Source organism: Methylobacterium hispanicum (assembly GCF_022179285.1).
GTDB lineage: Bacteria > Pseudomonadota > Alphaproteobacteria > Rhizobiales > Beijerinckiaceae > Methylobacterium > Methylobacterium hispanicum.
On the sequence record NZ_BPQO01000009.1, the window covers coordinates 165,023 to 188,234 of the forward strand.

A 23,212-nucleotide genomic window follows, 5' to 3' on the forward strand; every position below is an offset into this window, starting at 1 on the left:
CAGTCCCGGATCCCAAAGGTCGAGACCTTTGGCGGGTGCAGGCAAGGGGTTGGATCTTGGCCCTGCTGTCGATCCCTGGCCCCGGCCCTGCCGGGGCCCGGGATCGCAACCCGGGGCGCCGCCCCGGGACCCCGCCCAAGGGCCTGAGGCCCCTGGGGATCCCCGACGGGGTCACAGCTCCAGCACGTCGACCGCCGCCCCGAGCCGGCTGCGGGCGAGGTCGGCGACGTGGCGGTGGTGCGTGAACAGGATCGGCTGCACCCGAGCCCCGATCGCCGCGAGCGCCTCCAGGCCGTGCGCGGTGCGGGCGTCGTCGAAGGTGAGGAAGAGGTCGTCGCCCACGAAGGGCGCCGGCTCCGCGCGGGCCGCGTAATCCTCCAGATAGGCCAGTCGCAGGGCGAGGTAGAGCTGGTCGCGCGTGCCCTCGCTCAGGCCGTCCACCGGCACCAGCTCGCCGGAGGCGCGCCGGCCGGTCAGCCGCGGCTCGTCGCCCGCGTCGTAGTCCTGCGCGAGCCCCGCGAAGGCGCCGCCGGTCAATCCCGAGAACAGGGCGCCGGCGCGGGTCAGCAAGGGGTCCTGCTGGCCGGCGCGCTGGCGGCCGATCGCGGTGCCGATGAGGAGGCCCGCGAGCCGCAGCACCGCCCAGCGCCGGGCCTCGCCGGCGAGTTCCGCCTCCGCGGCCTTGCGCTGGGCGAGCGCCAGCTCGGCGCCGGTGCCGCCCGCTAGCTCCTCGCGGCGGCGCTCGGCCCGGTCGCGGTCGGCGAAGGCCGCCTTGCCGCGCTGGTCGAGCGCCTCCTCCTCCAGGGCGAGACCGCGCAGCGCCGCCTCGATCGCGTCGGGCGAGGTGCCGGCGAGGTCGGCACGCAGTTCCGCCTCGGCGACCCCGTCCGAGACCCGGGCGAGGTCGGCCCGGCGGCTCTCCAGCGCCTGGCGCAGCGCCCGCCGCGCCGTGAGGCGCGCGTGGAGCGCGGCGGGCTCCTCCGCCGGCCCGTCCGGATGCTCGGCGCGAGTCTCTGCGCGAGACTCGGCGCGCACCTCGGCGAGATGCCCGGCGAGCGCGGCCGACGCCGTCCCGCGCGCGGCCTCGGCGGCCGCCAGGGCCTCGGCGGCCTCGCGGCGGCGGCGTTCGAGGTCGGTGCGGCGGGCGCGCCGCTCCTGCGCCTCACCCAGGCGGCCGTGCAGGGCCTTCATGGCGGCCGTGGAAGGAAGCCCGACGAGGTCGGGAGCGAGCGCGGCCACGAGGGCGTCGGCCCCCGCCCGGTAGGCCTCCATGTCGCGGCTCAGGCCCGCGATGCGGCGCTGCTGGTGTTCCAGGGCGGCCAGGGCCGCCGGCACCGCGGCCCAGGCGGCCAGAGCGCTGTCGGCCTCGTCGGGGCCGGCCGCGCCGTCGAGGCCGATCAGGGGCAGGGCCCGGCCCCAGGCCTCCCGCCAGACCGCCTCGCGGGCGCGCGCCTCGGCAAGGTCGGCCGCGCGGCGAGCGGCCTGCTCGGCGGCGGCGCGGGCGCGCCCCTCCGCCTCGCGGGCGCGCTCCCAGGCCTCGCCGAGGGCGGCGACGCGCTCCTCGATCCGGGCCAGAATCAGGCCGGGATCGAGGCCGGGCAGGAGGTCGAGCCCGGCCCGCGCCGCGAGCGCCGCCAGCGGCGCGCGGGCGGCCTCGACGCGCTCGACGAGACGGCGCTGCTCGATGCTCTGCGTCTCGACCGCGGCGAGCGCGTCGAGGAGCGTCTGGACCTCGCCGAGCCAGGCGGCCATCTCGGCGGGCGGGGCGGCCGCGAGGCCGGCGGGCAACCAGGCCGCCTGCCAGGCGGCCTCGGCCTCGGCGCGGGCGGTCTCGATCGCGGCGAGGTCCCGGTCGGCGGCCTCGACCTCCTCCGTCTCGGCCTCCAGGCGGACCCGGTCGGCGGCCTGCTCGGCGGCGCGGGCGGCGTCGCGCACGAGGTCGTCCGCGGCCCGGTCGGCCGCCATGACCGCCTCTCGCACCGCCTCCCGCACCGCCTCCCGCGCGTCCTCGTGCGAGCGCCGCCCCGGCTCGGCACCCGGGCCCGCCTCGATCAGCGCGTCGCGCTCGGCGCGCAGGCGGGCGAGGTCGGCCAGCGAGGGCAGGGGGCCGGCGCCCTCCCGGAGCCGCAGGCGCAGCCGCGTCGCGGCGGCGGCCTGGGCGGTCGCGGCCTGCCGCTCGAGGGCGCGCTCGCGGCGGCGCTCGAGCGCCTCGAAGGCGCGCCGATGGCGGGCGATCGCCTCGGGAGCGGGGAGCGCCACCTGCGCCAGCGCGGCGAGATCGGGAACCGGGGGGCTGAGCCGCCCGGCCTGGAGCCAGAGCAGCCCCGCCTCCCGGCGCACGGTCGCGTCGATCTCGTCCCGGCGGGCGACCTCGCCCCGCAAGCCGGCGAGGGCGCGCAGATCCGCCCGCAGGGGGGCGGGGTCGATCGCGGGTTCGGGCGGCGCGGCCTCCGGGCCCGGCCGGGCCCCGGCCGCGTCCCGGGTCAGGCGCGCGATCTCGGCGGCGAGCGCCCGGCCCTCGCGCACCAGCCCCTCGACCCGGCTGCGCGCGGCGTCGGAGGGCTGGCGGCTCTTCAGCGCGGCGGCGTCGGGCAGGCCGATCCGGGCGGCCAGCCGGGCGAGGTCGAGGCCGAGCCCGTCCGCCTCGGCCCGGATGCGTGGCAGGTCCTGGGCGTCCTTGTCGTGGCGGGCGATCCCGCGAAAGGCCTCCAGCACCGCCTCGGCCCGGGCGAGCAGCCCCTCGTCGAGGGGGAGGGCGGCGAGTTCCTGCTCGGCCCGGTCCAGAACCTCCGCCGCCCGGACCGCCCCGTCGCGGGCCGCCTGCTCCGCGGCGATGCGGGCGCCGAGCGCGTCGATCCAGGCATCCGTCCATTGGCCGGGCCGGTCCGCCTCGTCGCGCGCGGCGGCCTCGTCGGCGGCGTCGAGCGCCTGGATCAGCGGCGCGACCCGCTTCAGGCGGGCGAGCCGGGCCTGCGCGCCGGCGATGCGGCGGCGCTCGGCGTGGATCGCGTCGAGGCGCGTGCCAGCCTCCGCGATCTCCTCGTTGAGGTCGCGCCAGTCGCCGGCCCGCAGCTCGCCCTGGCGGATCGCCTTGCGGGCCTCCTCGTAGCGGCCGAGCGCCTGGTAGAAGGTGCGCTCGCGGGCGGCGCGGGGCATGAAGATGCCGGCGGCCTCCTCCTCAAGCCGGCCCTGCAGCGCCCGGTATCCGCGCAAGCCGGAGGCCGCCGCGAACAGGCTGGCGCCGAGCTCGCCCTCGGCCTCGAGCATCTCGGCCGCACCCGCCCGGAGCGAGGCCGCGTCGAGCCCGAAGGCCCGGCAGAACACCTCGCGGGAGAGGCCGCCGAGGAAGGGCGCGAGGCTGTCGTCGGGGAGCCCCGAATCGGCCGCGTCCACCAGGGTGTTCTTGCGGCCCTTGCGGCGGCGGAAGCGTAGGCGGCGCCCGTCCGCCGCCCGGATCTCGGCGCCCAGCCGCAGCGCGGGCATGTCGTGCCGGAAGGCGTAGCGGGTGCGCTCCTCGATGCCGAAGAGCAGGTCGGTGACGGCGGCGAGCGCCGAGCTCTTGCCGGCCTCGTTGGCGCCGAGCACCACGTGCAGCCGCGCGTCCTCCCGGAACCGCACCGTGCGGTCGGTGAAGGGGCCGTAGCGCTCGAGGTCGAGGGCGAGGATCCGCATCGGTGCCTCAGCAGCTTCGGCCGCCGAGCCGGCCGAGCACCAGCGCCTCCGCCTCGGCGCAGAGCGCGTCGAGCTCGGCGGCGAGGTCGGCCTCCTCGGGGCTCAGCGTCGCCGGCATCTTCGCGGCGATCTCGGCGAGCGCGGCCCGGGCCCGGGCGCGGAAATCCGGGTCGCGGTCGATGTCGGCGAGGAGCCCGGCCGGGTCGATCGCGGCGGCGAGGCCCGCCGGGGCGGGGAGGGGGCTCCGGGGACGGCGCGTCTCGATCTTCAGGCGCTCCAGCCAGACGTCCTCGTGGACCCGGTGGGCCGCGGCCTGGATCTCGGCCGCGAGCCCGTCGCGGTCGGCGGCGAGCCGGTCGTGGGCCGGCGTCTCGCCCGTGAGGTGGATCCGCACCGCGGCGAGGCGGCCCGCGCTCTCGGCGGCGAGGGGGCGGAGCGCCGCCTCGACCCGGGCGACCGCCGCGCGCTCGTCCCCGGCCTCCGCGAGATCGACCGCGAGGCGGTGGAAGCGGGCCCGGTCCACGATGATGCGCTCCAGGCCCGCGACGCGCCCGTCCGCGACGGTGACGGCGACGGCGCCCTTCGGGCCGCACTCGCGCACGCTGCGGCCCTGCAGGTTGCCGGGGAAGACGATCCAGGGATCCCGGGCGAGCTCGGCGTATTCGTGGATGTGGCCGAGCGCCCAGTAGCCGTAATCCTTGGCCGCCAGATCCGCGACGGAGCAGGGCGCGTAGGTCTCGTGCGCGGCGTGGCCGGTGCAGGAGGTGTGGAGCAACCCGACGTTGAACCAGCCCGGCACGGCGGCCGGGTAGGTGAGGGCGTAGTTCTCCGGCACGGCCCGGTTCGGGAAGGAGCGGCCGTGGATCGCGACCTTCAGGTGGTCGAGCCGGTGGGTGTCGGCCCGGGTCGGCGGAAAGGTGTGGACGGAGGCCGGCAGGCTGATCGCCCGGGTGATCACGCTCTCGGCGTCGTGGTTGCCGCGCACGAGGAAGACCGGGATGCCGGCCCGGTCGAGCCGGGCCACTTGGCGCGCGAAGAACAGCCCGATCGTGTTGTCGGCCCAGTCGCCGTCGTAGACGTCGCCCGCGATCACCAAGAAGGCGACCGCGCGCGCGATCGCCTCGGAGACGAGATCCTCGAAGGCCTGCCGCCCGGCCGCGGCGAGGCGCCGGGCGATCTCGGGATCGCGCGCGGCCAGCCCGCTCAAGGGGCTGCCGAGATGCAGGTCGGCGGCGTGGATGAAGGTGAACCGGCTCATGCCCGGGTCCTGGCCCGCGTGGTCGCTACGTCCCGGGCACGCCGGTGGCCCGCGGGGGTGCCCGCTGGCGGGGGCGGCTGTCAACGGGCGGGCCCACGCGCGTTCGGCTCCGCGCGTCCGAGACGCCGGAGGCATGGCCGAGAGGGAGACGCGGGACGCCGCGGAACCCTTGAGGATGAGCGTACGGATACCGGTTCCCCGGCGTCCCGCGGGTCGGCGGGGGCGTGGCGCTCCCTCCGGCCCGGTGTCGCGTCGCGGCTTCTCCACCTGCCTCGACCCCGATCGTGGATGTCCGAGTACACGGGTTGGCTCCCGCGATCCCGGCCTCTGTCCCCGGCAGACTTACGCGTCCTGCACCCGGCCTCGTATTGGGCAAGGCATCGGTTCCAACGGCCTCCAGGCCGCGCTATCGGACGTGCCCCGCTGGTCTTCCGGGGCTTCGGCCGAGCGTGGCCCTGCGTCGCACGAGGCGCCCGGGGCACCGGCTGACCGGCCGGCGACGCGGGGGCCGCCGCGCCGCCCGTGACCCGCTCCGGCGGTCATCCGGATCAGGCTCCCTGCCAACGCCGCGGCGGGATGCAGGACCCGCCGCGGCGCCGGGGCGGCGCGTGGGCAGGTTTGTGCATGCTTTGTTCTCAAATGTCAAGACTTATCTCGCGCGATAGGCGTTCAATCTTATCGCATCAGCCGGCCCGATTACCGAGCGTCTCGAGTTCCGGAAACGGCTCGGTCCGGTGCCCGGTGCACGCCTCGTCGTCGTCGATCACCGCGAGCGCGCCCTTGTCCACCCGCACCACGATCTTCGGCTTCTCGGGCTTGCCGAAGGTCCGGCCCTTCATCTGCGCGGAGACGCAGTAGAGCGTGCGGCCCGCATCCTCGAACGGCCCGGCGATCCGCGCGTGAACGAACCGCACCGGGATCAGCGAGACCGCGCCGAAGGCGACCTGCCGCAGAGCGAGCGCCGCGACGCGCTCGCGGATGCCGCCGGCCGCCGGGGCATCCGGCGCGGCGCGGGCTCCCATGCAGCCGCCGAGCGGCAGCGCGACGGCGAGGACGGCCAGGACAGCCAGGACGGTCAAGACCGGGCAGCGCATGCGAATCTCCCCCTAACGGCAGGAGAATAGACCGCAGCACGGCCTGAACGGAACGGGTGCCGGACGACGCCGGAGCGCTTATCTCTACGCCATGCAGTGGACCGACGAGGGCATCGTCCTGGGCGTGCGCCGGCACGGGGAGACCGGCGCGGTGCTGGAGGCGCTGACGCGCGAGCACGGGCGCCATCTCGGCCTCGTCCATGGCGGCCGCTCGCGGCGGATGCAGCCCGTGCTCCAGCCGGGCAACCGGGTCCGGCTGACCTGGCGCGCCCGACTCGATGACGGGCTCGGCAGCTACCGGGTCGAGCCCGAAGAATCCGCGGTCTCGCGCCTGATCGGCTCCTCGCTCGCCCTCTACGGCGTCACCCACATGGCGGGCCTGCTGCGCCTGCTGCCCGAGCGCGACCCGCACCCGGCGCTCTACGAGGCCGCCCGGATCCTGATCGAGACGCTCGACGACCCCGACGTCGCGCCGCCCCTGATGGTGCGCTTCGAACTCGCCGTGCTCTCCGAACTCGGCTTCGGGCTCGATCTCGGCGCCTGCGCGGCGACCGGCTCGAACGACGCCCTCGTCTACGTCTCGCCCCGAACCGGCCGGGCGGTGAGCGCGTCCGCGGGCGAGCCCTACCGCGACCGGCTGCTGCCCCTGCCGGGCTTCCTCGTCGGCGCGGGACTGGGGCCGGACGACGTTACCAAGGGGTTTACCTTGACGGGCTACTTCCTCAACCAGCACATCTGGGGCCCCCGGGCCCTGCCGGTGCCGGAGGAGCGGGCACGGTTCGTCGCACTCAGCCTGCGTGACGGCTGACGATGTTCATGTTATGTTCCGCGTAAGTCACTGAGGTTGGAGCCGTCATGGGACAGCCCTTCGAGCCGCCGTCCGGCGACGGCATCGAGAGCGTCGAGCTGAAATCCGCGCTGGAGGAGCGCTACCTCGCCTACGCGCTCTCCACGATCATGCACCGGGCGCTGCCGGACGCGCGGGACGGCCTGAAGCCCGTGCACCGGCGCATCCTCTACGGCATGCGGCTCCTGCGCCTCGACCCGACCACCGCGCACAAGAAGTGCGCCAAGATCGTCGGCGACGTGATGGGCGACTTCCACCCGCACGGCGACCAGGCGATCTACGACGCGCTGGTGCGGCTCTCCCAGGACTTCGCCCAGCGCTACCCGCTGGTCGATGGCCAGGGCAATTTCGGCAACATCGACGGCGACGGCCCGGCCGCCTACCGCTACACCGAGGCGCGCCTCACCGAGGTCGCGCGGCTGCTGCTCGACGGAATCGACGAGGACACGGTCGATTTCCGCCCCTCCTACAACGGGGAGAAGGAGGAGCCGATCGTCCTGCCGGCGGCGTTCCCGAACCTGCTCGCCAACGGCAGCCAGGGCATCGCGGTCGGCATGGCGACCTCGATCCCGCCCCACAACGCGGCCGAGCTCTGCGACGCGGCGCTCTACCTGATCAACCACCCCGAGGCGACCTCCGGGCAACTCGCCAAGTTCGTGCAGGGGCCGGACTTTCCGACCGGCGGCATCCTGGTCGATTCGGCGGCCTCGATCGCCGAGGCCTACCGCACGGGCCGCGGCGCCTTCCGGGTGCGCGCGCGCTGGTCGAAGGAGGATCTCGGCCGCGGCACCTGGAACATCGTCGTCACGGAGATCCCCTACGGCATCCCGAAGGCGCGGCTCATCGAGAAGATGGCCGAGCTGCTGCAGGAGAAGAAGCTGCCGCTGCTGGCCGACGTGCGCGACGAGTCGGCGGAGGACGTGCGCGTCGTGCTGGAACCGCGCTCGCGCAGCGTCGATCCGGTCATCCTGATGGAATCGCTGTTCCGGCTGACCGAGCTTGAGGCCCGCATCCCGCTCAACCTCAACGTACTGGTGGACGGGCTGGTACCGCGGGTGATCGGCTTGGCCGAGTGCCTGCGGCAGTGGGTCGATCACCGCCGCGTGGTGCTGCAGCGCCGCTCGCGCTTCCGCCTCGGCCAGATCGAGCGGCGCCTGGAGATCCTGGGCGGCCTGCTCATCGTCTACCTCGACCTCGACGAGGTGATCCGCATCATCCGCGAGGAGGACGAGCCGAAGGCCGCCCTCATCGCCCGCTTCGACCTCACCGAGATCCAGGCCAACGCCATCCTCGACACGCGGCTGCGCTCGTTGCGCCGGCTCGAGGAGATGGAGCTGAAGCGCGAGTTCGAGGCGCTGACCGCCGAGAAGGCCGAGATCGAGGGCCTGCTCGGCTCCGACGAGCGGCAGTGGAAGACGGTCCAGGCCCAGATCCGGGCCGTGAAGAAGACCTTCGGGCCCGAGACCAAGCTCGGCCGCCGCCGCACGACGCTCGAGAACCCGCCCGACACCGCGGGCGTCGACTTCACCTCCGCGCTCGTCGAGCGCGAGCCGATCACCGTGATCGTCTCGGAGAAGGGCTGGATCCGGGCGCTGAAAGGCCACGTCGCCGACCTCTCGGGCGTCGCCTTCAAGGGCGACGACGCCCTGAAGATCGCCTTCCCGAGCGAGACGACCGCCAAGGTCCTGCTGCTCGCCTCCAACGGCAAGGTCTTCACCATCGAGGCCTCCAAGCTGCCGGGCGGGCGCGGCTTCGGCGACCCCGTGCGGCTGATGGTCGATCTCGACGACGGCACCGAGGTTGTGGCCGCGCTGCCCTACCGGCCCGAGAGCCGCCTGCTGATCGCGGGCTCGGACGGGCGCGGATTCCTGGCGCCCTCCGACGCGCTGGTCGCCAACACCCGCAAGGGCAAGAGCGTGCTGGGCCTCGACGGGGACGCGACCGCCGCGCTCCTCGTGCCCGCGGGGGAGGGCGACCACGTCGCGGTCTGCACCGCCGACAAGCTGCTGCTGGTCTTCCCCATCACCGAGCTGTCCGAACTCGCCCGCGGCAAGGGCGTGCGGCTGCAGCGCTGCCGCCAGACGGTGCTCTCGGGCGCCCACGTCTTCCGGCTCGCCGAGGGCCTGCCCTGGCGCGACAGTGCGGGCCAGAGCCGGCTCGCCAACCAGGGCCTCCTGGAGAAGTGGATGGGCCACCGCTCGGACGCGGGCAGCCTGATGACCCGCAGCTTCCCGAAGTTCGAGCGCTTCGGGGCGTAGGCTCCGAAATCTCCCCCGCAGAGCAGGGGGATCGCTGATGCCGAGCACGTCTCGAGACGGATCGGGCGCGGGTCCCCTCTGCCTATGGGCAGGGCGATCGCATATGCCGAGCGAGCCTAGCCCCGGTCAGGCGCGGGTCCCCTCTCCCATAGGGAGAGGTCTGCTTTCGCAGAAAGCCGGGTGAGGGGTATGACCTTTCAGATCTGAGCACGCCATCGACGCGCGTTCAGGTCGAGCCCTGTTCGGACGCCTCATACCCCTCACCCCAGCCCTCTCCCTATGGGAGAGGGAGCGCGGCGCGGATCGGGCGCGGCTACCGCCATATGCGATCGTCCTGTCCGCGGAAGGGAGACCGCCGCGCGCCTCACCCCGCCCGGCGGCCGCAGCGCACGTAGGTCGCGCTGCCCTTCGCGCTCGTCCAGGTCAGCCGGTCGCCCTCGACCAGGAGGCGGACCTGGGAGGACCAGCGCCGCCCGCGATCGGTGCAGTCGGCGCCCGCCACCCAGGCGTTGCCGACCCGCCGGCCGTCGTGGAAGGTGCAGACCGTGCGCCCGGCCCGCGCGCGCTCGCTCGTGATGGTGGCTTGGTAATAGCCGCGGCGGCGGTGCGGCGCGCCGCAGGCGGCGGCGTTCGGCCCCCAGACGCCGACATGGTCGGGTCGCTCTTGCAGGAGCAGCGGGACCGGGTGGCCGGCGAGCGGCGCGGTGGCCTCCCCGCCGGCGCGCGCCTCGGCCGTGCGGGTGGGCGCGGCCCGGGCCGGCGGGTTCGTCTCGTGGCCGCCCGCATGGCCACCCGCATGCCCGCCCGCATGGCCCGCCTCCCGGGCCGCGTCGTCGAGCCCGTAGGCGACGCGCCGCGCCGCCTGCATGGCGTTCGGGCCGGGATCGGGAAAGTCGAGGGCGATCCCTTCGCGCTCGACGACGGCCGGGCGCAGCGGCACGTCCTCCGTGAGGAAGACCGCGCTGTAGGCCAGGAACGCCCCCCAGCCCGCCGCGAGCAGAAGCGGTACGCCGAGCCAGGCGAGGCCGCGCCGGTTCGCCTCCGCGCCCTCCTCCGGCAGCCCGGATTCCGGGCGCGCCACCATCACCAGTCCCCCGGCCATGCTTCCCCCGCCCGGCCTTCAGCGCCCGAAGATGCCCTTCAGGAACTGCGCCGTCCGGTTGCGCTTCTTCTTGCGCTCCAGCTCCGACGCGTCCTTGAGCCACGCCACCTGCACCACCCGGCGCTCGCCCTCGAAGGGCTCGTGCCCGTGCCAGGAATTGTCCGCCCGCAGGAACGCGAACATCGTGCCCATCGTGGGCGGCACCTCGACCGCGAAGGGCGCGTAGTTCTTCCCGTCGTAGAGCACCCGGAGCCGGCCGGCGGCGGGCGCGTCCCAGGCGTCGTTCATGTAGACGAGGAGCGTGAGCACCTTCGAGGGCCCGTCCGTGTGGATCGAGCCGTATTTCGGCTGGCTGCGCCGCATGATCGTGGTGAGCCGCGGGCAGGAGACGAGGTCGATGCCGAACTTCTCGCCGAGGATGCGCGAGAAGTCGTCGCTCTCCAGTTCGTCGATGAGAGCCTTGAAGCGGCCCTTGAGCGCCACCTCGTCCACCGTGAGGTAGCCGGGCTTGGCGATGTCGGGAAAGTCGTCGCGGATCGCCGGGATGGCGTCGGGCCTCAGCACGTTCTGGCCGAGCGTCCAGGCATAGGGCTCGCGGGCCACGGGGGCGGCCCGCACCGCGTCGAGATCGAGGATCGAGAGCGTCGTCATCAGAGAACCGGACCCCCCAGGGGACGAAGAGCAAGCATACCGATGCGGGCGCGCGCCGAGGCAACGGAATGTTAACCGGCTTCGGCGTGCGGGAAATCCATAAACTGCGCGATTACGGCGCCGCCACGGCGGAATATCTCCCGTATGGGTAGACGGGTGACACCCCACCTCTTCCCGCAGGCTGTGGAAACTGCCATGCTTGCCTCACCGTCGAGTTCGCGAGCGTGCTGGGGCGCCTGTTTTCCACGATGCGACGCCTTGTCAGCGCCTGCCTCATCGGCTTCACCCTCGGCGCCCCGGCGAGGGCCCAGGGCGGCGCTCCGGCCAAGGTCCAGCCGCGCGCGCCCGCTCCGACCACCCGGATCCTGACCTGTCCCGAGGCGATCGCCCTGGTGAAGCAGCAGGGCGACATCGTTCTCGTCCCGCCCAAGGGGGCGCCGGAGCGCTTCGTGCGCGACCGCTCCTTCTGCGCCTTCTCGGAGATCGCGGAGCTGCGCTTCCTGCCCACCCGCGACAATCCCCAATGCCCGGTCGGCTACCGCTGCCGCGAGCCCGGCTTCGAGGAGTGGGACTGGTAGGCGGATCGGCCGCGCCGGGAACGGCGCGCATTGCGAAAGTTTCACGCGACATCCCGGGCCGGGTGCCACTATCTCGCCACGACCCGCCGTCACTGCCGCTGACGGCGGCCGGGGTGACGGGTGGATCGTGGTCCGTGGGGCCCCGGACGCCCTGGGACGGACCCTTGGGACGATCTGGGAGACGCGCGTGGCCGCAATCAGGAGCGGGCTCGGGATTCAGGCCGTGCTCACCGCACTGGCCGCCCTGGTGCTGTTGGCGATGCCGGGGATTCCCTCGCCGCCGCTCTACGTCTCGCTCGCGGGCTTCGCGATGGCGGGCATCCTGCTGGCCTCGGCCAACCTCTCGGCCTACCTGAAGATCTTCGTCTCGGTCTACGGCATCGGCTACCTGCTGCTGGCCGGGACCAAGACGCTGGCCGCCATGGGCGCGCTGCCGCCGGTGATCGCCGCGCTGCTGCCCCCGGCCTTCGCGGCCACCGGCGCGGTGGTGTTCGGCGGCATCGTGCTGGCGATCTCCTACTGGAAGCCCATTCGCGACATCACGCTGATCGCCGACCCCTACTTCGCCAACCGCGACGCGCCGACCAAGGAGATCGGCCTGTTCCGCTGGTTCGGCAGCACGGAGGGCAAGATCGGCCAGCGCCTCGTCGCGCTCTCGATCTTCGTGAACTTCGCGGACGTGGCGCTGACGCTGCGGTTCAACTTCTTCTACCGCGACATGTACAACACCCTGCAGGAGCTGAACGCCGAGGCGTTCTGGTACCAGATCACCTGGATCTTCATCCCGCTCGCGGTGCTCAACATCGCCATCGGCATGTTCGACCTGTTCGTGGATTCCTCCCTGCACATCCGCTGGCGCACGTGGCTGACCCACAGCCTCTACGAGCGCTGGCTGGGCCGGGGCACGCACTACCGCATCCCCTTCACGGACGTGCACGCCGACAACCCCGACCAGCGCATCCAGCAGGACGTCAACGCCTTCATCCAGCAGACCGCGAGCCTGTCGATCCGGCTGCTCTCGCAGGCCGCCCAGCTCGTCTCCTTCATCGTCATCCTCTGGACGATCTCGCGCGACTTCGTGCTGCCCTTCACCGACACGGTGATCCCGGGCTTCCTGGTCTGGCTGGTGATCGCCTACGCGGTGGTCGGCACGTGGCTCACCCACGTCATCGGCAAGCCCCTGATCGGGCTGAATTTCCGGCAGGAGCAGGTCGAAGCCGACTTCCGCTTCTCGCTCGCCCGCAACCGCATCTATTCCGAGCAGATCGCGCTGCTGCGCGGCGAGCGCGCCGAGTCCTCGCGGCTGGCCACCCTGTTCCACGCCGTGATCGACAACTACGTCGACATCATCTTCCGGCGCATCAAGCTGATCGCCTTCACCTTCACCTACCGGCAGGCGAGCGCGGTCTTCCCGCTGATCGTGGCGGCGCCGTCCTTCTTCTCGAAGAAGATCACGCTGGGCACCCTGCAGCAGACCACCGACGCCTTCAGCAACGTGAAGGGCTCGCTCGACTTCTTCGTCAACAGCTACATCACGCTGGCCTCCTACCGGGCCAACACCATCCGCCTCGGATCCTTCAAGCGGGCGATGACGAAGGCCGAGGCGCTCTCGGCCGCGGGCTACGGCCTGGAGCAGGGCAACGCCACGCAGGGTCCGGTCACCGCGGGCGACCTGACGCTGGCGCTGCCGGACGGGCGCGAGATCGTGCGGGCCGACGCGCTCGCCCTGCCCAAGGGCGCGGCGACGCTGCTCGCCGGCCCCTCGGGCTCGGGCAAATCGACCCTGTTCCGGGCGATCGCCGGCATCTGGCCGTTCGGCCGGGGCCGGATCGACGTGCCGGCGGGACAATCGGCGCTCGTCCTGCCGCAGCGGCCCTACCTGCCCTTGGGGACGCTCCGGGGCGCCATCGCCTACCCAAGCACCGTCGATCAGGTCGAGGACGCGGCGATCCGCGAGGCGCTGACGGCGGCGCAGCTGCCGCACCTCGCCGACCGGCTCGACGAGGTGGACAACTGGGACCGGCGCCTGTCGGGCGGCGAGCAGCAGCGGGTCGCGATCGCCCGCGCCCTGCTCGCCAAGCCCGACTGGCTCTTCCTCGACGAGGCCACCGCGGCGCTCGACGAGCCGAGCGAGGCCGCGATCTACCGGATGCTGCGCCAGCGCCTGCCCGGCACGACGATCGTCTCGATCGGCCACCGCTCGACGCTGAACGCGCTGCACGACCGCCGGGTCGAGATGCAGCCCGGGGAGGGCGGGCTGTTCACCCCGCGCGACGCGCGCATGCCGGTGCCGGCGGAGTAGGGGGCGCGACCTCCCGCGCGGGCGAGGCGTCGCCGGGATCGTGCGGGCGCGCCCCGAGCCGGATCCGTCGCCGGTCCCCGCAGGAGCCTTGAAGGAGCCTTGGAGCAGCCTTGGAGGAGGGATCGACCCGCGCAGCGGTCTCCGCGCGGGCAGGGCGATCGCATATGGCGGGGGTCGTCTCCTCGATCGCCACTGGAACCGCGCCCGACCCCCTCTCCCATAGGGAGAAAGTTGGGGTGAGGGGTATGACCTTTCAGAGCTGAGCACGCCATCGACGCGCGTTCAGCACCGCGTTTATCCGGAAGCCTCATACCCCTCACCCGGCTTTCTGCGAAAGCAGACCTCTCCCTATGGGAGAGGGGACCCACGCCTGACCGGGGTTAGGCTCGCTCGGCATATGCGATCGCCCTGCCGCGCGGGGGAGGGGACCCGCGCTCGATCCACCCCGGAATCCCGCTGCGCAACCGCCCCGTCCGCCGAAGAGGGACCGGCGTTCCGTGGCGTTTCACGGGCCGGCCGGCATCGCCGCGAGGCCTCGCACCGGTCGCTCCGTGCAGTGCGGCATTTCGGTCAAGGCACGGGTGCGCCACGCGATCTGCCGTCGGCGGTGCGATCGCATTAACCGCGGCGTAACCGCGGCTTCCTAATCTCCTGACGATGCAGCGGTGCCACGGACACGATCCCGGCGGGCCCGCCTCCACACCATGATGCGGACCGGCCGCGCGCCGGTCGTCGAGGGCGATCACTCGTGATGCGTAGCGTACAGAGCCGCTCCCGGACGGCACCGGCCCTGGCCGCCACCCTCGCGGCCGCCGCGGTGCTGACCGCCCTGGCCTCCCCGGCGGAGGCGCGCCGCCGCGGCCACCACGCCCGGGCGGGCGGCGGCTACAACCCGCCCTACGCCGCGATGGTGGTGGACGTGAAGAGCGGCAAGACGCTGCACGCGGTCAACGAGGACGCGCTGCGCCACCCCGCCTCGATCACGAAGGTGATGACCCTCTACATGCTCTTCGAGCAGATGGAGCGGGGCCGCTTCGCGCTCGATTCCGAACTCTCCATCTCGGCCCGGGCCGCCGCGCAGGCGCCCTCGAAGCTGGGCCTGCGCCCCGGCTCGACCATCACGGTCGAGGACGCGATCAAGGCGCTCGTCACGAAGTCGGCCAACGACGTGGCCTGCGCCATCGGCGAGAACATCTCCGGCTCCGAGGAGCGCTTCGCCCAGGCGATGACGGCCAAGGCCCGCGCGCTCGGCATGAGCCGCACCACCTACGCCAACGCGTCGGGCCTGCCGGACGCCGACCAGATCACCACGGCGCGCGACCTCACGGTGCTCGCCCGCGCGATCCAGGACCGCTTCCCGCGCTACTACCGCTACTTCCAGACCCGCTCCTTCGCCTTCCGGGGCCGGGTCATCGGCAACCACAACCGGCTCGTCGGCACCGTCGAGGGCGTGGACGGCATCAAGACGGGCTACACCCGCGATTCCGGCTTCAACCTGATGACCGCGGCCAAGCTCAACGACCGCCAGATCGTGGCGATCGTGCTCGGCGGCAAGTCGGGCGCCAGCCGCGACCGGATCATGGCCGACCTGGTCCGCGCGAACCTCCCCCGCGCCTACGCGGGCGCCCGCCAGACCGCCCCGACCACCGAGATCGCCGAGCGCGCCCGGCCGGCGGTCGTCGCCGACGGCGTCTCGCGCACCCGCACGCAGCTCGCCTCCGCCGACGACGAGGTCGAGACCACGGCGTCCACCGAGCCGATGGACATCACGCCGGGCCGCTCGACCGCGACGCCGGGCAGCGGCGGCTACGGGGCCCGCGCTCTGCCGAGGTCCGCCCAGGCCTACGCGGCGACCTCGGGTCAGAGCCCCTTCCCGGGCGGCTCCAAGTCCGACGCCCGCCTGGCCTCGGTCGAGGCGCCCGCCTCCCGCGCCGAGGCCCCGAAGCCGGTGCTGGCCAACGGCCCGAAGGTGACGCCGACCGCCTGGGTGATCCAGCTCGGCGCCATGGACGACGAGGGCAAGGCCCGGGCGATGCTGTCCGAGGCACGCGCGAAGATCGGCGGCACGCTCGCCAAGGCCGCGCCCTACACGGTGAAGGTCGAGCACGGCGGCGCCACGCTCTACCGCGCCCGCTTCTCGGGCTTCTCCGAGCAGGAATCCGCCCAGGACGCCTGCGCCGCGCTCAAGCGCGGCGGCTTCAGCTGCTTCGCCACCCGCAGCTGACCCGCTCCCCGCGGCGAGGCCGCGGCGCGCATCGCGAGACGACCCGCGGGCCCGGCGCCCGCGGCCGTGTGCCCGGTCGCGTACTGGCCGAGCGCCATCGAGACCTTGTGCAGATCCTCGACAACGCGCGTGGAGTATCAGCGATGTCGGTACGTCAGCCTGTCGCGGGCCGCGTTGATGCGGGCCGCCCGCTCGGCGCTTCCTCCCTGGTCGGGGTGGGCCGCCTTCATGAGGCGCCGGTGCGCCGCCCGGATCTCCTCCAGGGCCGCCCCGCGCTCAAGCCCCAGGACCTGGTACGCCTCCTGCTCCGTCATCGCCCCTGGCTGCGGCGGACGGCGCGGCCCCGGGTCGCGATCAGCCTCAGCGTCTACACGCCAGCCGGGACGCCGGCGGTCCAGATACGCGTCTAGCAGGCGGACGCCGTCCGGATCCTGCGCGGCGCAGGCGCGGCGCAGGCTCATCAGCTCCGGCAGCGCCAGCGCGTCGAGGTCGGTCCCCGCCCGGCGACCGCCGGCGACCTGCCCGCCCATCACCGTGCCGTCCGGGCCCAGCGCGACCTCGACGAGGCGCGAGCGGAAGCGGCGCGGGTCGGGCTCGGCCCCACGACGCCTGGACCCGCCCAGGCCCCCGAACAGAGCACCGAAGGGACCGGACGCGAGCCGGTCGGAGACGAGGCGCGCGAGGCGCTGGCCCACCCGTTCCGGCCCCTCCAGCAGCCAGACCCCCAGCAGCCCGAGGACGAGGGCCGGCCCAATCTGCCCGCGCAGCAGGAAGACGGCGGCAAGGCCCAGCATCCCCCAGGTCGCGGCGCGGCGGACGAGGCGGCCGGTGAGCCGCGGGTCGAGGCGGTTCCGGTTCTTCGAGAGCCACCAGAGGCCGAGGCAGGCCGCGAGGCCGAGGACGAGCAGCATCGCGTGGCCTCAGCGCCGCATGTCGTAATCGGCGCCGACCCGGCCGCCGATCCGGACCTTCACACCGTTGCCCAGATCGCGGAACCCCTCCGATCCGCGGGCCTGCGGCGCGGCCTGCCCGCAGCCCGGCCGAGGGGGCAGGCGCACGCCCTCGGGCGCGTCCTCCGGACAGAGGCGCGGCCGGGCGGGCTGCTCGGCCGCGGCGGCCGTGAGAGTCGCACAGAGAGTCAGAAGGAGCGATGCCAGGAGGGCGCAGGCAACGCGCGCTCTCCCTCCCCCCTCTGCGGGGGAGGGTGGCCCTTGCGTCAGCAAGGGTCGGGAGAGGGGACGACGTTTCAGGAAGGGGAGCAGCGTCGATGCCGAGCGCCGTCCGGCGCCGTCGTACCCCTCTCCCCCCCTGCTTCGCAGGGTACCCTCCCCCGCAGAGGGGGGAGGGAGAGCTGCGCGCCAGATCCCGCTCATTGCCGGTTCTCCGCCACGTCCGCGGTGGTGATCCGCACGGTGCGGGTGCGCCCGTCCCGCTCGATCGTCAGGGTGACGCCCTGGCCGACGCCCGCCGCCTGGAGCGCGGCGGTCAGCTCGGCCAGCCGGTGGATCGGTTTGCCGCCGACGCCCACGATGATGTCGCCGATCTCCCCCGTGCCCGGATCGACGCCCTGGATCCCGGCGGCCGCGGCGGGCGAGCCGCGCAGCACCCGCAGCACCACCACGCCGTCGATGCCGAGCCGGGCCGCGGTCGCCTCCTGGCCCGCGATGATGCCGATGCCGGGGTTGCGCACGCGGCCCGAGCGGATCAGGTCCGGCACCACCCGGTTGACCGTATCGACCGGCACCGCGAAGCCGATGCCGGCGCTCGCCCCCGACGGCGAGTAGATCGCGGTGTTGACGCCGATGAGCCGGCCCGCGGAATCGAGGAGCGGGCCGCCGGAATTGCCCGGGTTGATCGCCGCATCCGTCTGGATCACGCCCGAGAGCTCGCGCCCTTCGCCCGTGGGGAGGCGGCGCTGCAGCGCGCTGATCACGCCGGTCGTCAGGGTGTGGTCGAGGCCGAACGGGTTGCCGATGGCGTAGGCCGTCTGCCCCACCTTCAGGTTGGCGGAGGTGCCGATGGAAAGCGGCGGCGGCATCTTCGAGACGCGGCCGAGCTGCAGCACCGCGAGGTCGTAGGACGGCGCCGTGCCGACAACCCGCGCGCCCACGACCTCGCCAGAGGACAGGCGCACGGCGATCGAGCCGCCGGACTGGGTCGCGGCCTGGACCACGTGGTTGTTGGTGACGACGTGCCCGCCCGCGTCCCAGACGAAGCCGGTGCCGGTCTGGGTTCCGCCGCCCTGCCCCTGGCCGCCCTCCTCCTCGTCGTCGAGGCGCATCAGGGACTGGCCCCGCGCCGCGGCCTGGGCGAAGACGTGGACGACGGAGGGGCTCGCCTGCTCGAACAGGGCGACCGTGGTCGATTCGGCGGGCGCGAGGTCGCCGCGCGCCGTCACCGCGCGCGGGGTCTCGGCCGAGAACAGCAGGGCCGTGACGTAGGGCTGGGCCACGAACAGTCCCAGCAGCACCAGCACCGCCGCCAGGGCTGTGCGCACGAAGCGATCCGGCACGTCCTCAACCTCGCCCGACACCCATCCCGGGCCGTTCCCCGGGGCAGCGCGGATACAGCATCGCGCCCGCGTTGCCGAGCGGCCACGCCCTTAACTGGTCGTTCAGCTTGCCCCCTTCAACAGAAAGGAAACCGTCCCGCGGCCGTGCGGCAGCGCACCACGGCCCGGCGGCGGAGGCGATAACCGATTGGTCATCACTGACGGGGACAATCTTCGTCAGAGGAATGAGCAGTCTTCAGGGCGCCTGCGAAATCGAGCCGTCGTACAGACGACGGTTTGCGTCGAAACCATGGCCTCTCCGAGGACCAGGGTGGAGAAAAATCGCAAAGTCGCCTTCGGGATGCTGCCATTCGCGACGATCACAGGGTGCCGCGCCGTCTGGACTCCATATCGGCGGCCGGGTTGCCTGAACGGACGTAACGGGTTCGGAAGGAACACGAGGATCATGGAAACCGAAGCTCTCGAACGGCCCGCCGATCTGACGATCTGGCGCACGGTCCCGGCGAGCTCGCCGCTCGCCCAGCCGGAGCGGTACGGCACCCTGCGCGAGGCGATCGCCGCCGCCGCGGGCGCGCTCACCGACCCCGCCAAGCAGCCCTGGATCATCACGGAGGAGGGCGAGATCCTCTCCCCGAACTGGATCCGGACCTACCTGAACTGAGTGGCCCCGAAGCGGCCCCCGACCAAGCCGGTCGGGGGCCGCTTCGGCGTCCGGGGGCAGTTCAGAACCAGCCGCGGATACGGAAATACAGGATCGGAACCAGCGCGCTGAGCAGGATCAGCCCGAGCGCGTAGGGGTAGCCGTAGGCCCAGTCCAGCTCCGGCATGTGCTTGAAGTTCATGCCGTACATCGAGGCGATGAGCGTCGGCGGGACGCCCACCACCGAGACCACGGTGAGCACGCGGAAGACGTTGTTCTGCTCGATCTGGATGAGGCCGAGCGCGGCGTCGAGCAGGAACTGCACGTTCTCGGAAAGGCGGGTCTCGAACTCGTCGAGGGACTCGATGTCCCGCCGGAGCGTCTCGAAGCGCGCGTCCTCCTCCTGGCGGAGCAGGTCCTCGCAGGCGCCCGCCACGTAGGGAACGACCCGTTCCAGGCCGAGCAGGCTGGAGCGGATCTTGCCGAGCGCCTTGCCGCGCCGGCCGATGCCGCGCAGGATCCGGCGCAGGGCGAGGTCGCGCCGCCGGGTCGGCTGCTCGCCGTTGCGGGCGCGGCCCGCGCTCACGTCGAAGTCGAAGACGCGCGTGGAGAGGGCGTCGAGCTCGGCGCCCATGTCTTCCAGCGCGTCGGCGAGCCCGTCGACCAGCTCCTCCACGATGAGCAGGAAGGTCTCGGTGCTGGAGGCCGCCCGCTCGCCCGCCGCCAGGCGCTTGCGCGCGCCCTCGAAGGCGCGCAGCTCGTGGAAGCGCACGGTGACGAGGTGGTCCGCCGTCAGCACGAAGCCCAGCGGCTTCAGCTGCGAGTCCGTGCGCTCGAAGGTGATCATCGGGGTCGAGAGCGAGAGGCCATTCTTCAGCCGGCGCAGGCGGCTCGAACTCTCCACCTCGCTCAGCGCCGTGCGCGAGGGCACCCGGATGCCGGTCGCCGCCTCCACGGCCCGCGCCTCCTCGGCGGTCGGGTCGTTCAGGTCGATCCAGACCGTGCCCGCCGGAAGGACGGCGCCCGATCCGATGTCGGCGGCCGCGAGCGGGCCGTCCGGCCCGTGCAGGGTCAGCATGGAGGATCGATGTCCCTTCGGGGGAAGCGGGAGACGAAATGCGTCGTCGCGCCGTCACGCGGGGGTGCGACAGTCTTGACTCGAAACGCCCCCGTGGCTATCTCGCGGCCGGCCGTTAGCACTCACACCCCATGAGTGCTAACGGCCGCGCTTGAAGGCGGCGATGCGCGCCGCATCAACGCCACTTCGAGTTCTGAAGCAAGAGGGCAGCTCATGAAGTTCCGTCCGCTGCACGACCGCGTCGTCGTCCGCCGTATCGAGGGCGAGGAGAAGACGAAGGGCGGCATCATCATCCCCGACACCGCCAAGGAGAAGCCCCAGGAGGGCGAGATCGTGGCCGTCGGTCCCGGCGCCCGCGACGAGCAGGGCCGTGTCAACGCGCTCGACGTCAAGGCCGGCGACCGCGTCCTGTTCGGCAAGTGGTCGGGCACCGAGGTCAAGATCGACGGTCAGGACCTCCTGATCATGAAGGAGTCCGACATCATGGGCGTCGTCGCCTAAGTCGGTCACCGCTTTTCCACCGCCCCTGGAGACCCGGTCGCGGTCTCGGGGCACGTCCTGAATAATTTCAACGTGAAGGAAGCCACCACATGGCAGCCAAAGACGTTCGTTTCGCCGCCGACGCCCGCGAGAAGATGCTGCGCGGCGTGGACATCCTGGCCGATGCGGTCAAGGTGACGCTGGGCCCGAAGGGCCGCAACGTCGTCATCGAGAAGTCCTTCGGCGCCCCGCGCATCACGAAGGACGGCGTGACGGTCGCCAAGGAGATCGAGCTCGCCGACCGCTTCGAGAACATGGGCGCCCAGATGGTGCGCGAAGTGGCCTCGAAGACCAACGACATCGCGGGCGACGGCACCACCACCGCGACGGTGCTCGCCCAGGCGATCGTCCGCGAGGGCGCCAAGTACGTCGCCGCCGGCATCAACCCGATGGACCTGAAGCGCGGCATCGACCTCGCCACCCAGGCCGCCGTGAAGGACATCACGGCGCGGGCCAAGAAGGTCGCCTCCTCCGACGAGGTCGCCCAGGTCGGCACGATCTCCGCCAACGGCGACACCGAGATCGGCGAGATGATCGCCCACGCCATGCAGAAGGTGGGCAACGAGGGCGTGATCACGGTCGAGGAGGCCAAGACCGCCGAGACCGAGCTCGACGTCGTCGAGGGCATGCAGTTCGACCGCGGCTACCTCTCCCCGTACTTCATCACGAACGCGGAGAAGATGATCGCCGAGCTCGAGGATCCCTACATCCTCATCCACGAGAAGAAGCTCTCCTCGCTCCAGGCGATGCTCCCCGTCCTCGAGGCCGTGGTGCAGACCGGCAAGCCGCTCGTCATCATCGCCGAGGACATCGAGGGCGAGGCCCTGGCCACGCTCGTGGTGAACAAGCTGCGCGGCGGCCTCAAGGTCGCGGCCGTGAAGGCTCCGGGCTTCGGTGATCGCCGCAAGGCGATGCTCGAGGACATCGCGATCCTGACCAAGGGCCAGATGATCGCCGAGGACCTCGGCATCAAGCTCGAGAACGTGACGCTCCCCATGCTCGGCCGCGCCAAGCGCGTGCGCATCGAGAAGGAGAACACCACGATCATCGACGGGACCGGCGAGAAGGCCGACATCGAGGCCCGCGTCGCCCAGATCAAGGCGCAGATCGAGGAGACCACCTCGGACTACGACCGTGAGAAGCTCCAGGAGCGCCTGGCCAAGCTCGCGGGCGGCGTCGCGGTGATCCGCGTCGGCGGCGCGACCGAGGTCGAGGTCAAGGAGAAGAAGGACCGCGTCGACGACGCCCTCAACGCCACTCGCGCGGCGGTCGAGGAAGGCATCGTCCCCGGCGGCGGCACGGCGCTGCTGCGCGCCAAGAAGGCGGTCGCCGAGCTGAAGTCCGACGTTCCGGACGTGCAGGCCGGCATCAAGATCGTGCTGAAGGCCCTTGAGGCCCCGATCCGCCAGATCGCCCAGAACGCGGGCGTCGAGGGCTCGATCGTGGTCGGCAAGATCACCGACAACACGGGCTCGGAGACCTTCGGCTTCAACGCCCAGACCGAAGAGTACGTCGACATGATCCAGGCCGGCATCGTCGACCCGGCCAAGGTCGTGCGCACCGCCCTGCAGGACGCGGCCTCGGTCGCCGGCCTGCTGGTGACGACGGAGGCCATGGTCGCCGACGCGCCGAAGAAGGACAGCCCGGCCCCGGCGATGCCCGGCGGCGGCATGGGCGGCATGGACTTCTAAGTCCACGCCTCCACGGGAAGACGGAGAGGGGTCGCCGAGAGGCGGCCCCTTTTCCGTTCGGGCGACGCGGATCGGCCCGTTGCGGAGGATCGAGGAATCGCTACCTTCGTTCCATGGCGAAGCGTCGGCTTTCAGAACGGTTCGGACCGGAGCGCGACGGCGATCCCGCAGGGGGACCGCCGATCCGCGAACTCGACCGTGTCCGCCTGCTGTCCGCCGTGACAGGGGACGATGCGCAGTGCGTGCCTGCCGGCTCCACCGGCACGGTCGTGGGAATCTATGCCGCGGGCGAGGCCTTCGAGGTCGAGTTCACCCGGCCGGTGGACACGCTCGCCACCGTCGATGGTCGCGCCGTCACGCTCGTCGCGCGCGGCGGGGCGTGACGCCCGAGTTTGGCTGGCCGGCCAGCTTCACGATCGCACCCGCCAAGATCACCGCCTACCTGCTCGATCCGAACCACCCGGACGGCGGACCGAAATACGCATTCCTTGCGCCGTTCGGCTTCACCCCGCGGAATCCGGAGGATCTCCGCCGGGCGCTTCTGAGCCATGCGCGGCGGGACAATTTCGCCGGGTTCGTGCCGGCCCGCAGGGCCGTGAAACTCTACTTCGAGGGCTTGCTGCCCACACCGACCGAGGCGCGTTCGAACGTTCGCACCGTCTGGCAGATGGACGATGACGATCCGACGCGGGCGGCGCGCTTCATCACGCTCAAGCCTCTGCCGAGGCCGGCGTGACAAACGGCCGGCGGCCAGCGGCCCCCGTC

General features: G+C 72.6%; 19 protein-coding genes. 10 read left to right on the plus strand and 9 right to left on the minus strand.

Annotation, left to right across the window (positions count from 1 at the left end):
• Positions 1 to 171 precede the first annotated feature (171 nt).
• The 3 genes from MFF56_RS12885 to MFF56_RS12895 all read right to left on the minus strand — a co-directional run bounded on the left by MFF56_RS12885 (position 172) and on the right by MFF56_RS12895 (position 6,024).
• Positions 172 to 3,672 (minus strand): YhaN family protein, encoded by a 3,501-nt coding sequence (locus tag MFF56_RS12885; RefSeq protein WP_066919715.1) that lies wholly within the window; start codon positions 3,670 to 3,672, stop codon positions 172 to 174.
• 7 nt (positions 3,673 to 3,679) lie between these two features.
• Positions 3,680 to 4,930, minus strand: coding sequence for a metallophosphoesterase family protein (locus MFF56_RS12890; RefSeq protein ID WP_238230087.1), 1,251 nt, complete (start codon positions 4,928 to 4,930; stop codon positions 3,680 to 3,682).
• 683 nt (positions 4,931 to 5,613) lie between these two features.
• Positions 5,614 to 6,024, minus strand: a complete 411-nt coding sequence (locus tag MFF56_RS12895; RefSeq protein ID WP_066918683.1) for a hypothetical protein — start codon at positions 6,022 to 6,024, stop codon at positions 5,614 to 5,616.
• A gap of 91 nt (positions 6,025 to 6,115) precedes the next feature.
• Here MFF56_RS12895 and recO point away from each other — a divergent pair, with 91 nt between their 5' ends.
• Both recO and parC read left to right on the plus strand, forming a co-directional pair.
• Positions 6,116 to 6,832, plus strand: coding sequence for a DNA repair protein RecO (recO, locus tag MFF56_RS12900; RefSeq protein WP_066918681.1), 717 nt, complete (start codon positions 6,116 to 6,118; stop codon positions 6,830 to 6,832).
• A gap of 47 nt (positions 6,833 to 6,879) precedes the next feature.
• Entirely contained in the window at positions 6,880 to 9,129 is a 2,250-nt protein-coding gene (parC, locus tag MFF56_RS12905) for a DNA topoisomerase IV subunit A (protein ID WP_066918679.1), read from the plus strand.
• A 364-nt stretch (positions 9,130 to 9,493) separates the two neighbouring features.
• On the opposite strand, the gene MFF56_RS12910 is transcribed toward parC, so the two are convergent.
• Together MFF56_RS12910 and MFF56_RS12915 are read right to left on the minus strand one after the other, a co-directional pair.
• Positions 9,494 to 10,231 carry a peptidase inhibitor family I36 protein gene (locus tag MFF56_RS12910; protein ID WP_238230088.1) on the minus strand — a complete coding sequence of 246 codons (738 nt, stop codon included), beginning with the start codon at positions 10,229 to 10,231 and terminating at the stop codon, positions 9,494 to 9,496.
• A gap of 18 nt (positions 10,232 to 10,249) precedes the next feature.
• On the minus strand, positions 10,250 to 10,882 hold the full coding sequence (locus MFF56_RS12915; protein WP_066919711.1) for a 2OG-Fe(II) oxygenase: 633 nt from the start codon (positions 10,880 to 10,882) through the stop codon (positions 10,250 to 10,252).
• A 248-nt stretch (positions 10,883 to 11,130) separates the two neighbouring features.
• On the opposite strand from MFF56_RS12915, the gene MFF56_RS12920 reads away from it, so the two are divergent.
• From MFF56_RS12920 to MFF56_RS12930, 3 genes are all read left to right on the plus strand, one after another.
• Positions 11,131 to 11,460 carry a hypothetical protein gene (locus MFF56_RS12920; protein ID WP_066919709.1) on the plus strand — a complete coding sequence of 110 codons (330 nt, stop codon included), beginning with the start codon at positions 11,131 to 11,133 and terminating at the stop codon, positions 11,458 to 11,460.
• Between the two features lie 187 nt (positions 11,461 to 11,647).
• Positions 11,648 to 13,762, plus strand: a complete 2,115-nt coding sequence (locus MFF56_RS12925) for an ABC transporter ATP-binding protein/permease (RefSeq protein ID WP_066919706.1) — start codon at positions 11,648 to 11,650, stop codon at positions 13,760 to 13,762.
• 751 nt (positions 13,763 to 14,513) lie between these two features.
• Positions 14,514 to 15,986, plus strand: coding sequence for an SPOR domain-containing protein (locus MFF56_RS12930; protein WP_238230089.1), 1,473 nt, complete (start codon positions 14,514 to 14,516; stop codon positions 15,984 to 15,986).
• Positions 15,987 to 16,123: 137 nt separating this feature from the next.
• Here MFF56_RS12930 and MFF56_RS12935 read toward each other — a convergent pair whose 3' ends face one another.
• The 3 genes from MFF56_RS12935 to MFF56_RS12945 form a co-directional block, all read right to left on the minus strand.
• Entirely contained in the window at positions 16,124 to 16,897 is a 774-nt protein-coding gene (locus tag MFF56_RS12935; RefSeq protein WP_066920287.1) for a J domain-containing protein, read from the minus strand.
• Between the two features lie 9 nt (positions 16,898 to 16,906).
• Positions 16,907 to 17,044, minus strand: coding sequence for a hypothetical protein (locus MFF56_RS12940; protein ID WP_238230090.1), 138 nt, complete (start codon positions 17,042 to 17,044; stop codon positions 16,907 to 16,909).
• Positions 17,045 to 17,355: 311 nt separating this feature from the next.
• A complete protein-coding gene (locus MFF56_RS12945) occupies positions 17,356 to 18,498 on the minus strand; it encodes a S1C family serine protease (protein WP_066926354.1) in 1,143 nt (380 codons plus the stop codon).
• Between the two features lie 445 nt (positions 18,499 to 18,943).
• Here MFF56_RS12945 and MFF56_RS12950 point away from each other — a divergent pair, with 445 nt between their 5' ends.
• The gene (locus MFF56_RS12950) at positions 18,944 to 19,159 is read left to right on the plus strand and encodes a hypothetical protein (protein ID WP_066926334.1); all 216 of its coding nucleotides are present in this window, start codon (positions 18,944 to 18,946) and stop codon (positions 19,157 to 19,159) included.
• Between the two features lie 61 nt (positions 19,160 to 19,220).
• On the opposite strand, the gene MFF56_RS12955 is transcribed toward MFF56_RS12950, so the two are convergent.
• Positions 19,221 to 20,216: a CorA family divalent cation transporter gene (locus tag MFF56_RS12955; protein WP_066926336.1), complete on the minus strand. Its 996-nt coding sequence runs from the start codon at positions 20,214 to 20,216 to the stop codon at positions 19,221 to 19,223.
• Positions 20,217 to 20,429: 213 nt separating this feature from the next.
• Between MFF56_RS12955 and groES the strand changes: the two genes are divergently transcribed.
• The 4 genes from groES to MFF56_RS12975 all read left to right on the plus strand — a co-directional run bounded on the left by groES (position 20,430) and on the right by MFF56_RS12975 (position 23,183).
• Entirely contained in the window at positions 20,430 to 20,717 is a 288-nt protein-coding gene (gene groES, locus MFF56_RS12960) for a co-chaperone GroES (protein WP_066926338.1), read from the plus strand.
• Between the two features lie 89 nt (positions 20,718 to 20,806).
• Entirely contained in the window at positions 20,807 to 22,447 is a 1,641-nt protein-coding gene (gene groL / locus MFF56_RS12965; RefSeq protein ID WP_066926340.1) for a chaperonin GroEL, read from the plus strand.
• 113 nt (positions 22,448 to 22,560) lie between these two features.
• Positions 22,561 to 22,830, plus strand: a complete 270-nt coding sequence (locus MFF56_RS12970) for a DUF4926 domain-containing protein (RefSeq protein ID WP_082773293.1) — start codon at positions 22,561 to 22,563, stop codon at positions 22,828 to 22,830.
• The gene (locus tag MFF56_RS12975) at positions 22,827 to 23,183 is read left to right on the plus strand and encodes a DUF6883 domain-containing protein (protein WP_066926342.1); all 357 of its coding nucleotides are present in this window, start codon (positions 22,827 to 22,829) and stop codon (positions 23,181 to 23,183) included. Before MFF56_RS12970 ends, MFF56_RS12975 begins: the two co-directional genes overlap by 4 nt.
• Positions 23,184 to 23,212 lie beyond the last annotated feature (29 nt).

What these genes read in the sequence shown, in the direction of transcription:
- MFF56_RS12885 (WP_066919715.1), bottom strand. Translation starts at nt 3,672, where the DNA reads ATGCGGATCCTCGCCCTCGACCTCGAGCGCTACGGCCCCTTCACCGAC.
- MFF56_RS12890 (WP_238230087.1), bottom strand. Translation starts at nt 4,930, where the DNA reads ATGAGCCGGTTCACCTTCATCCACGCCGCCGACCTGCATCTCGGCAGC.
- MFF56_RS12895 (WP_066918683.1), bottom strand. Translation starts at nt 6,024, where the DNA reads ATGCGCTGCCCGGTCTTGACCGTCCTGGCTGTCCTGGCCGTCCTCGCC.
- recO (WP_066918681.1), top strand. Translation starts at nt 6,116, where the DNA reads ATGCAGTGGACCGACGAGGGCATCGTCCTGGGCGTGCGCCGGCACGGG.
- parC (WP_066918679.1), top strand. Translation starts at nt 6,880, where the DNA reads ATGGGACAGCCCTTCGAGCCGCCGTCCGGCGACGGCATCGAGAGCGTC.
- MFF56_RS12910 (WP_238230088.1), bottom strand. Translation starts at nt 10,231, where the DNA reads ATGGCCGGGGGACTGGTGATGGTGGCGCGCCCGGAATCCGGGCTGCCG.
- MFF56_RS12915 (WP_066919711.1), bottom strand. Translation starts at nt 10,882, where the DNA reads ATGACGACGCTCTCGATCCTCGATCTCGACGCGGTGCGGGCCGCCCCC.
- MFF56_RS12920 (WP_066919709.1), top strand. Translation starts at nt 11,131, where the DNA reads ATGCGACGCCTTGTCAGCGCCTGCCTCATCGGCTTCACCCTCGGCGCC.
- MFF56_RS12930 (WP_238230089.1), top strand. Translation starts at nt 14,514, where the DNA reads ATGCGTAGCGTACAGAGCCGCTCCCGGACGGCACCGGCCCTGGCCGCC.
- MFF56_RS12935 (WP_066920287.1), bottom strand. Translation starts at nt 16,897, where the DNA reads ATGCTGCTCGTCCTCGGCCTCGCGGCCTGCCTCGGCCTCTGGTGGCTC.
- MFF56_RS12950 (WP_066926334.1), top strand. Translation starts at nt 18,944, where the DNA reads ATGGAAACCGAAGCTCTCGAACGGCCCGCCGATCTGACGATCTGGCGC.
- MFF56_RS12955 (WP_066926336.1), bottom strand. Translation starts at nt 20,216, where the DNA reads ATGCTGACCCTGCACGGGCCGGACGGCCCGCTCGCGGCCGCCGACATC.
- groES (WP_066926338.1), top strand. Translation starts at nt 20,430, where the DNA reads ATGAAGTTCCGTCCGCTGCACGACCGCGTCGTCGTCCGCCGTATCGAG.
- groL (WP_066926340.1), top strand. Translation starts at nt 20,807, where the DNA reads ATGGCAGCCAAAGACGTTCGTTTCGCCGCCGACGCCCGCGAGAAGATG.
- MFF56_RS12970 (WP_082773293.1), top strand. Translation starts at nt 22,561, where the DNA reads ATGGCGAAGCGTCGGCTTTCAGAACGGTTCGGACCGGAGCGCGACGGC.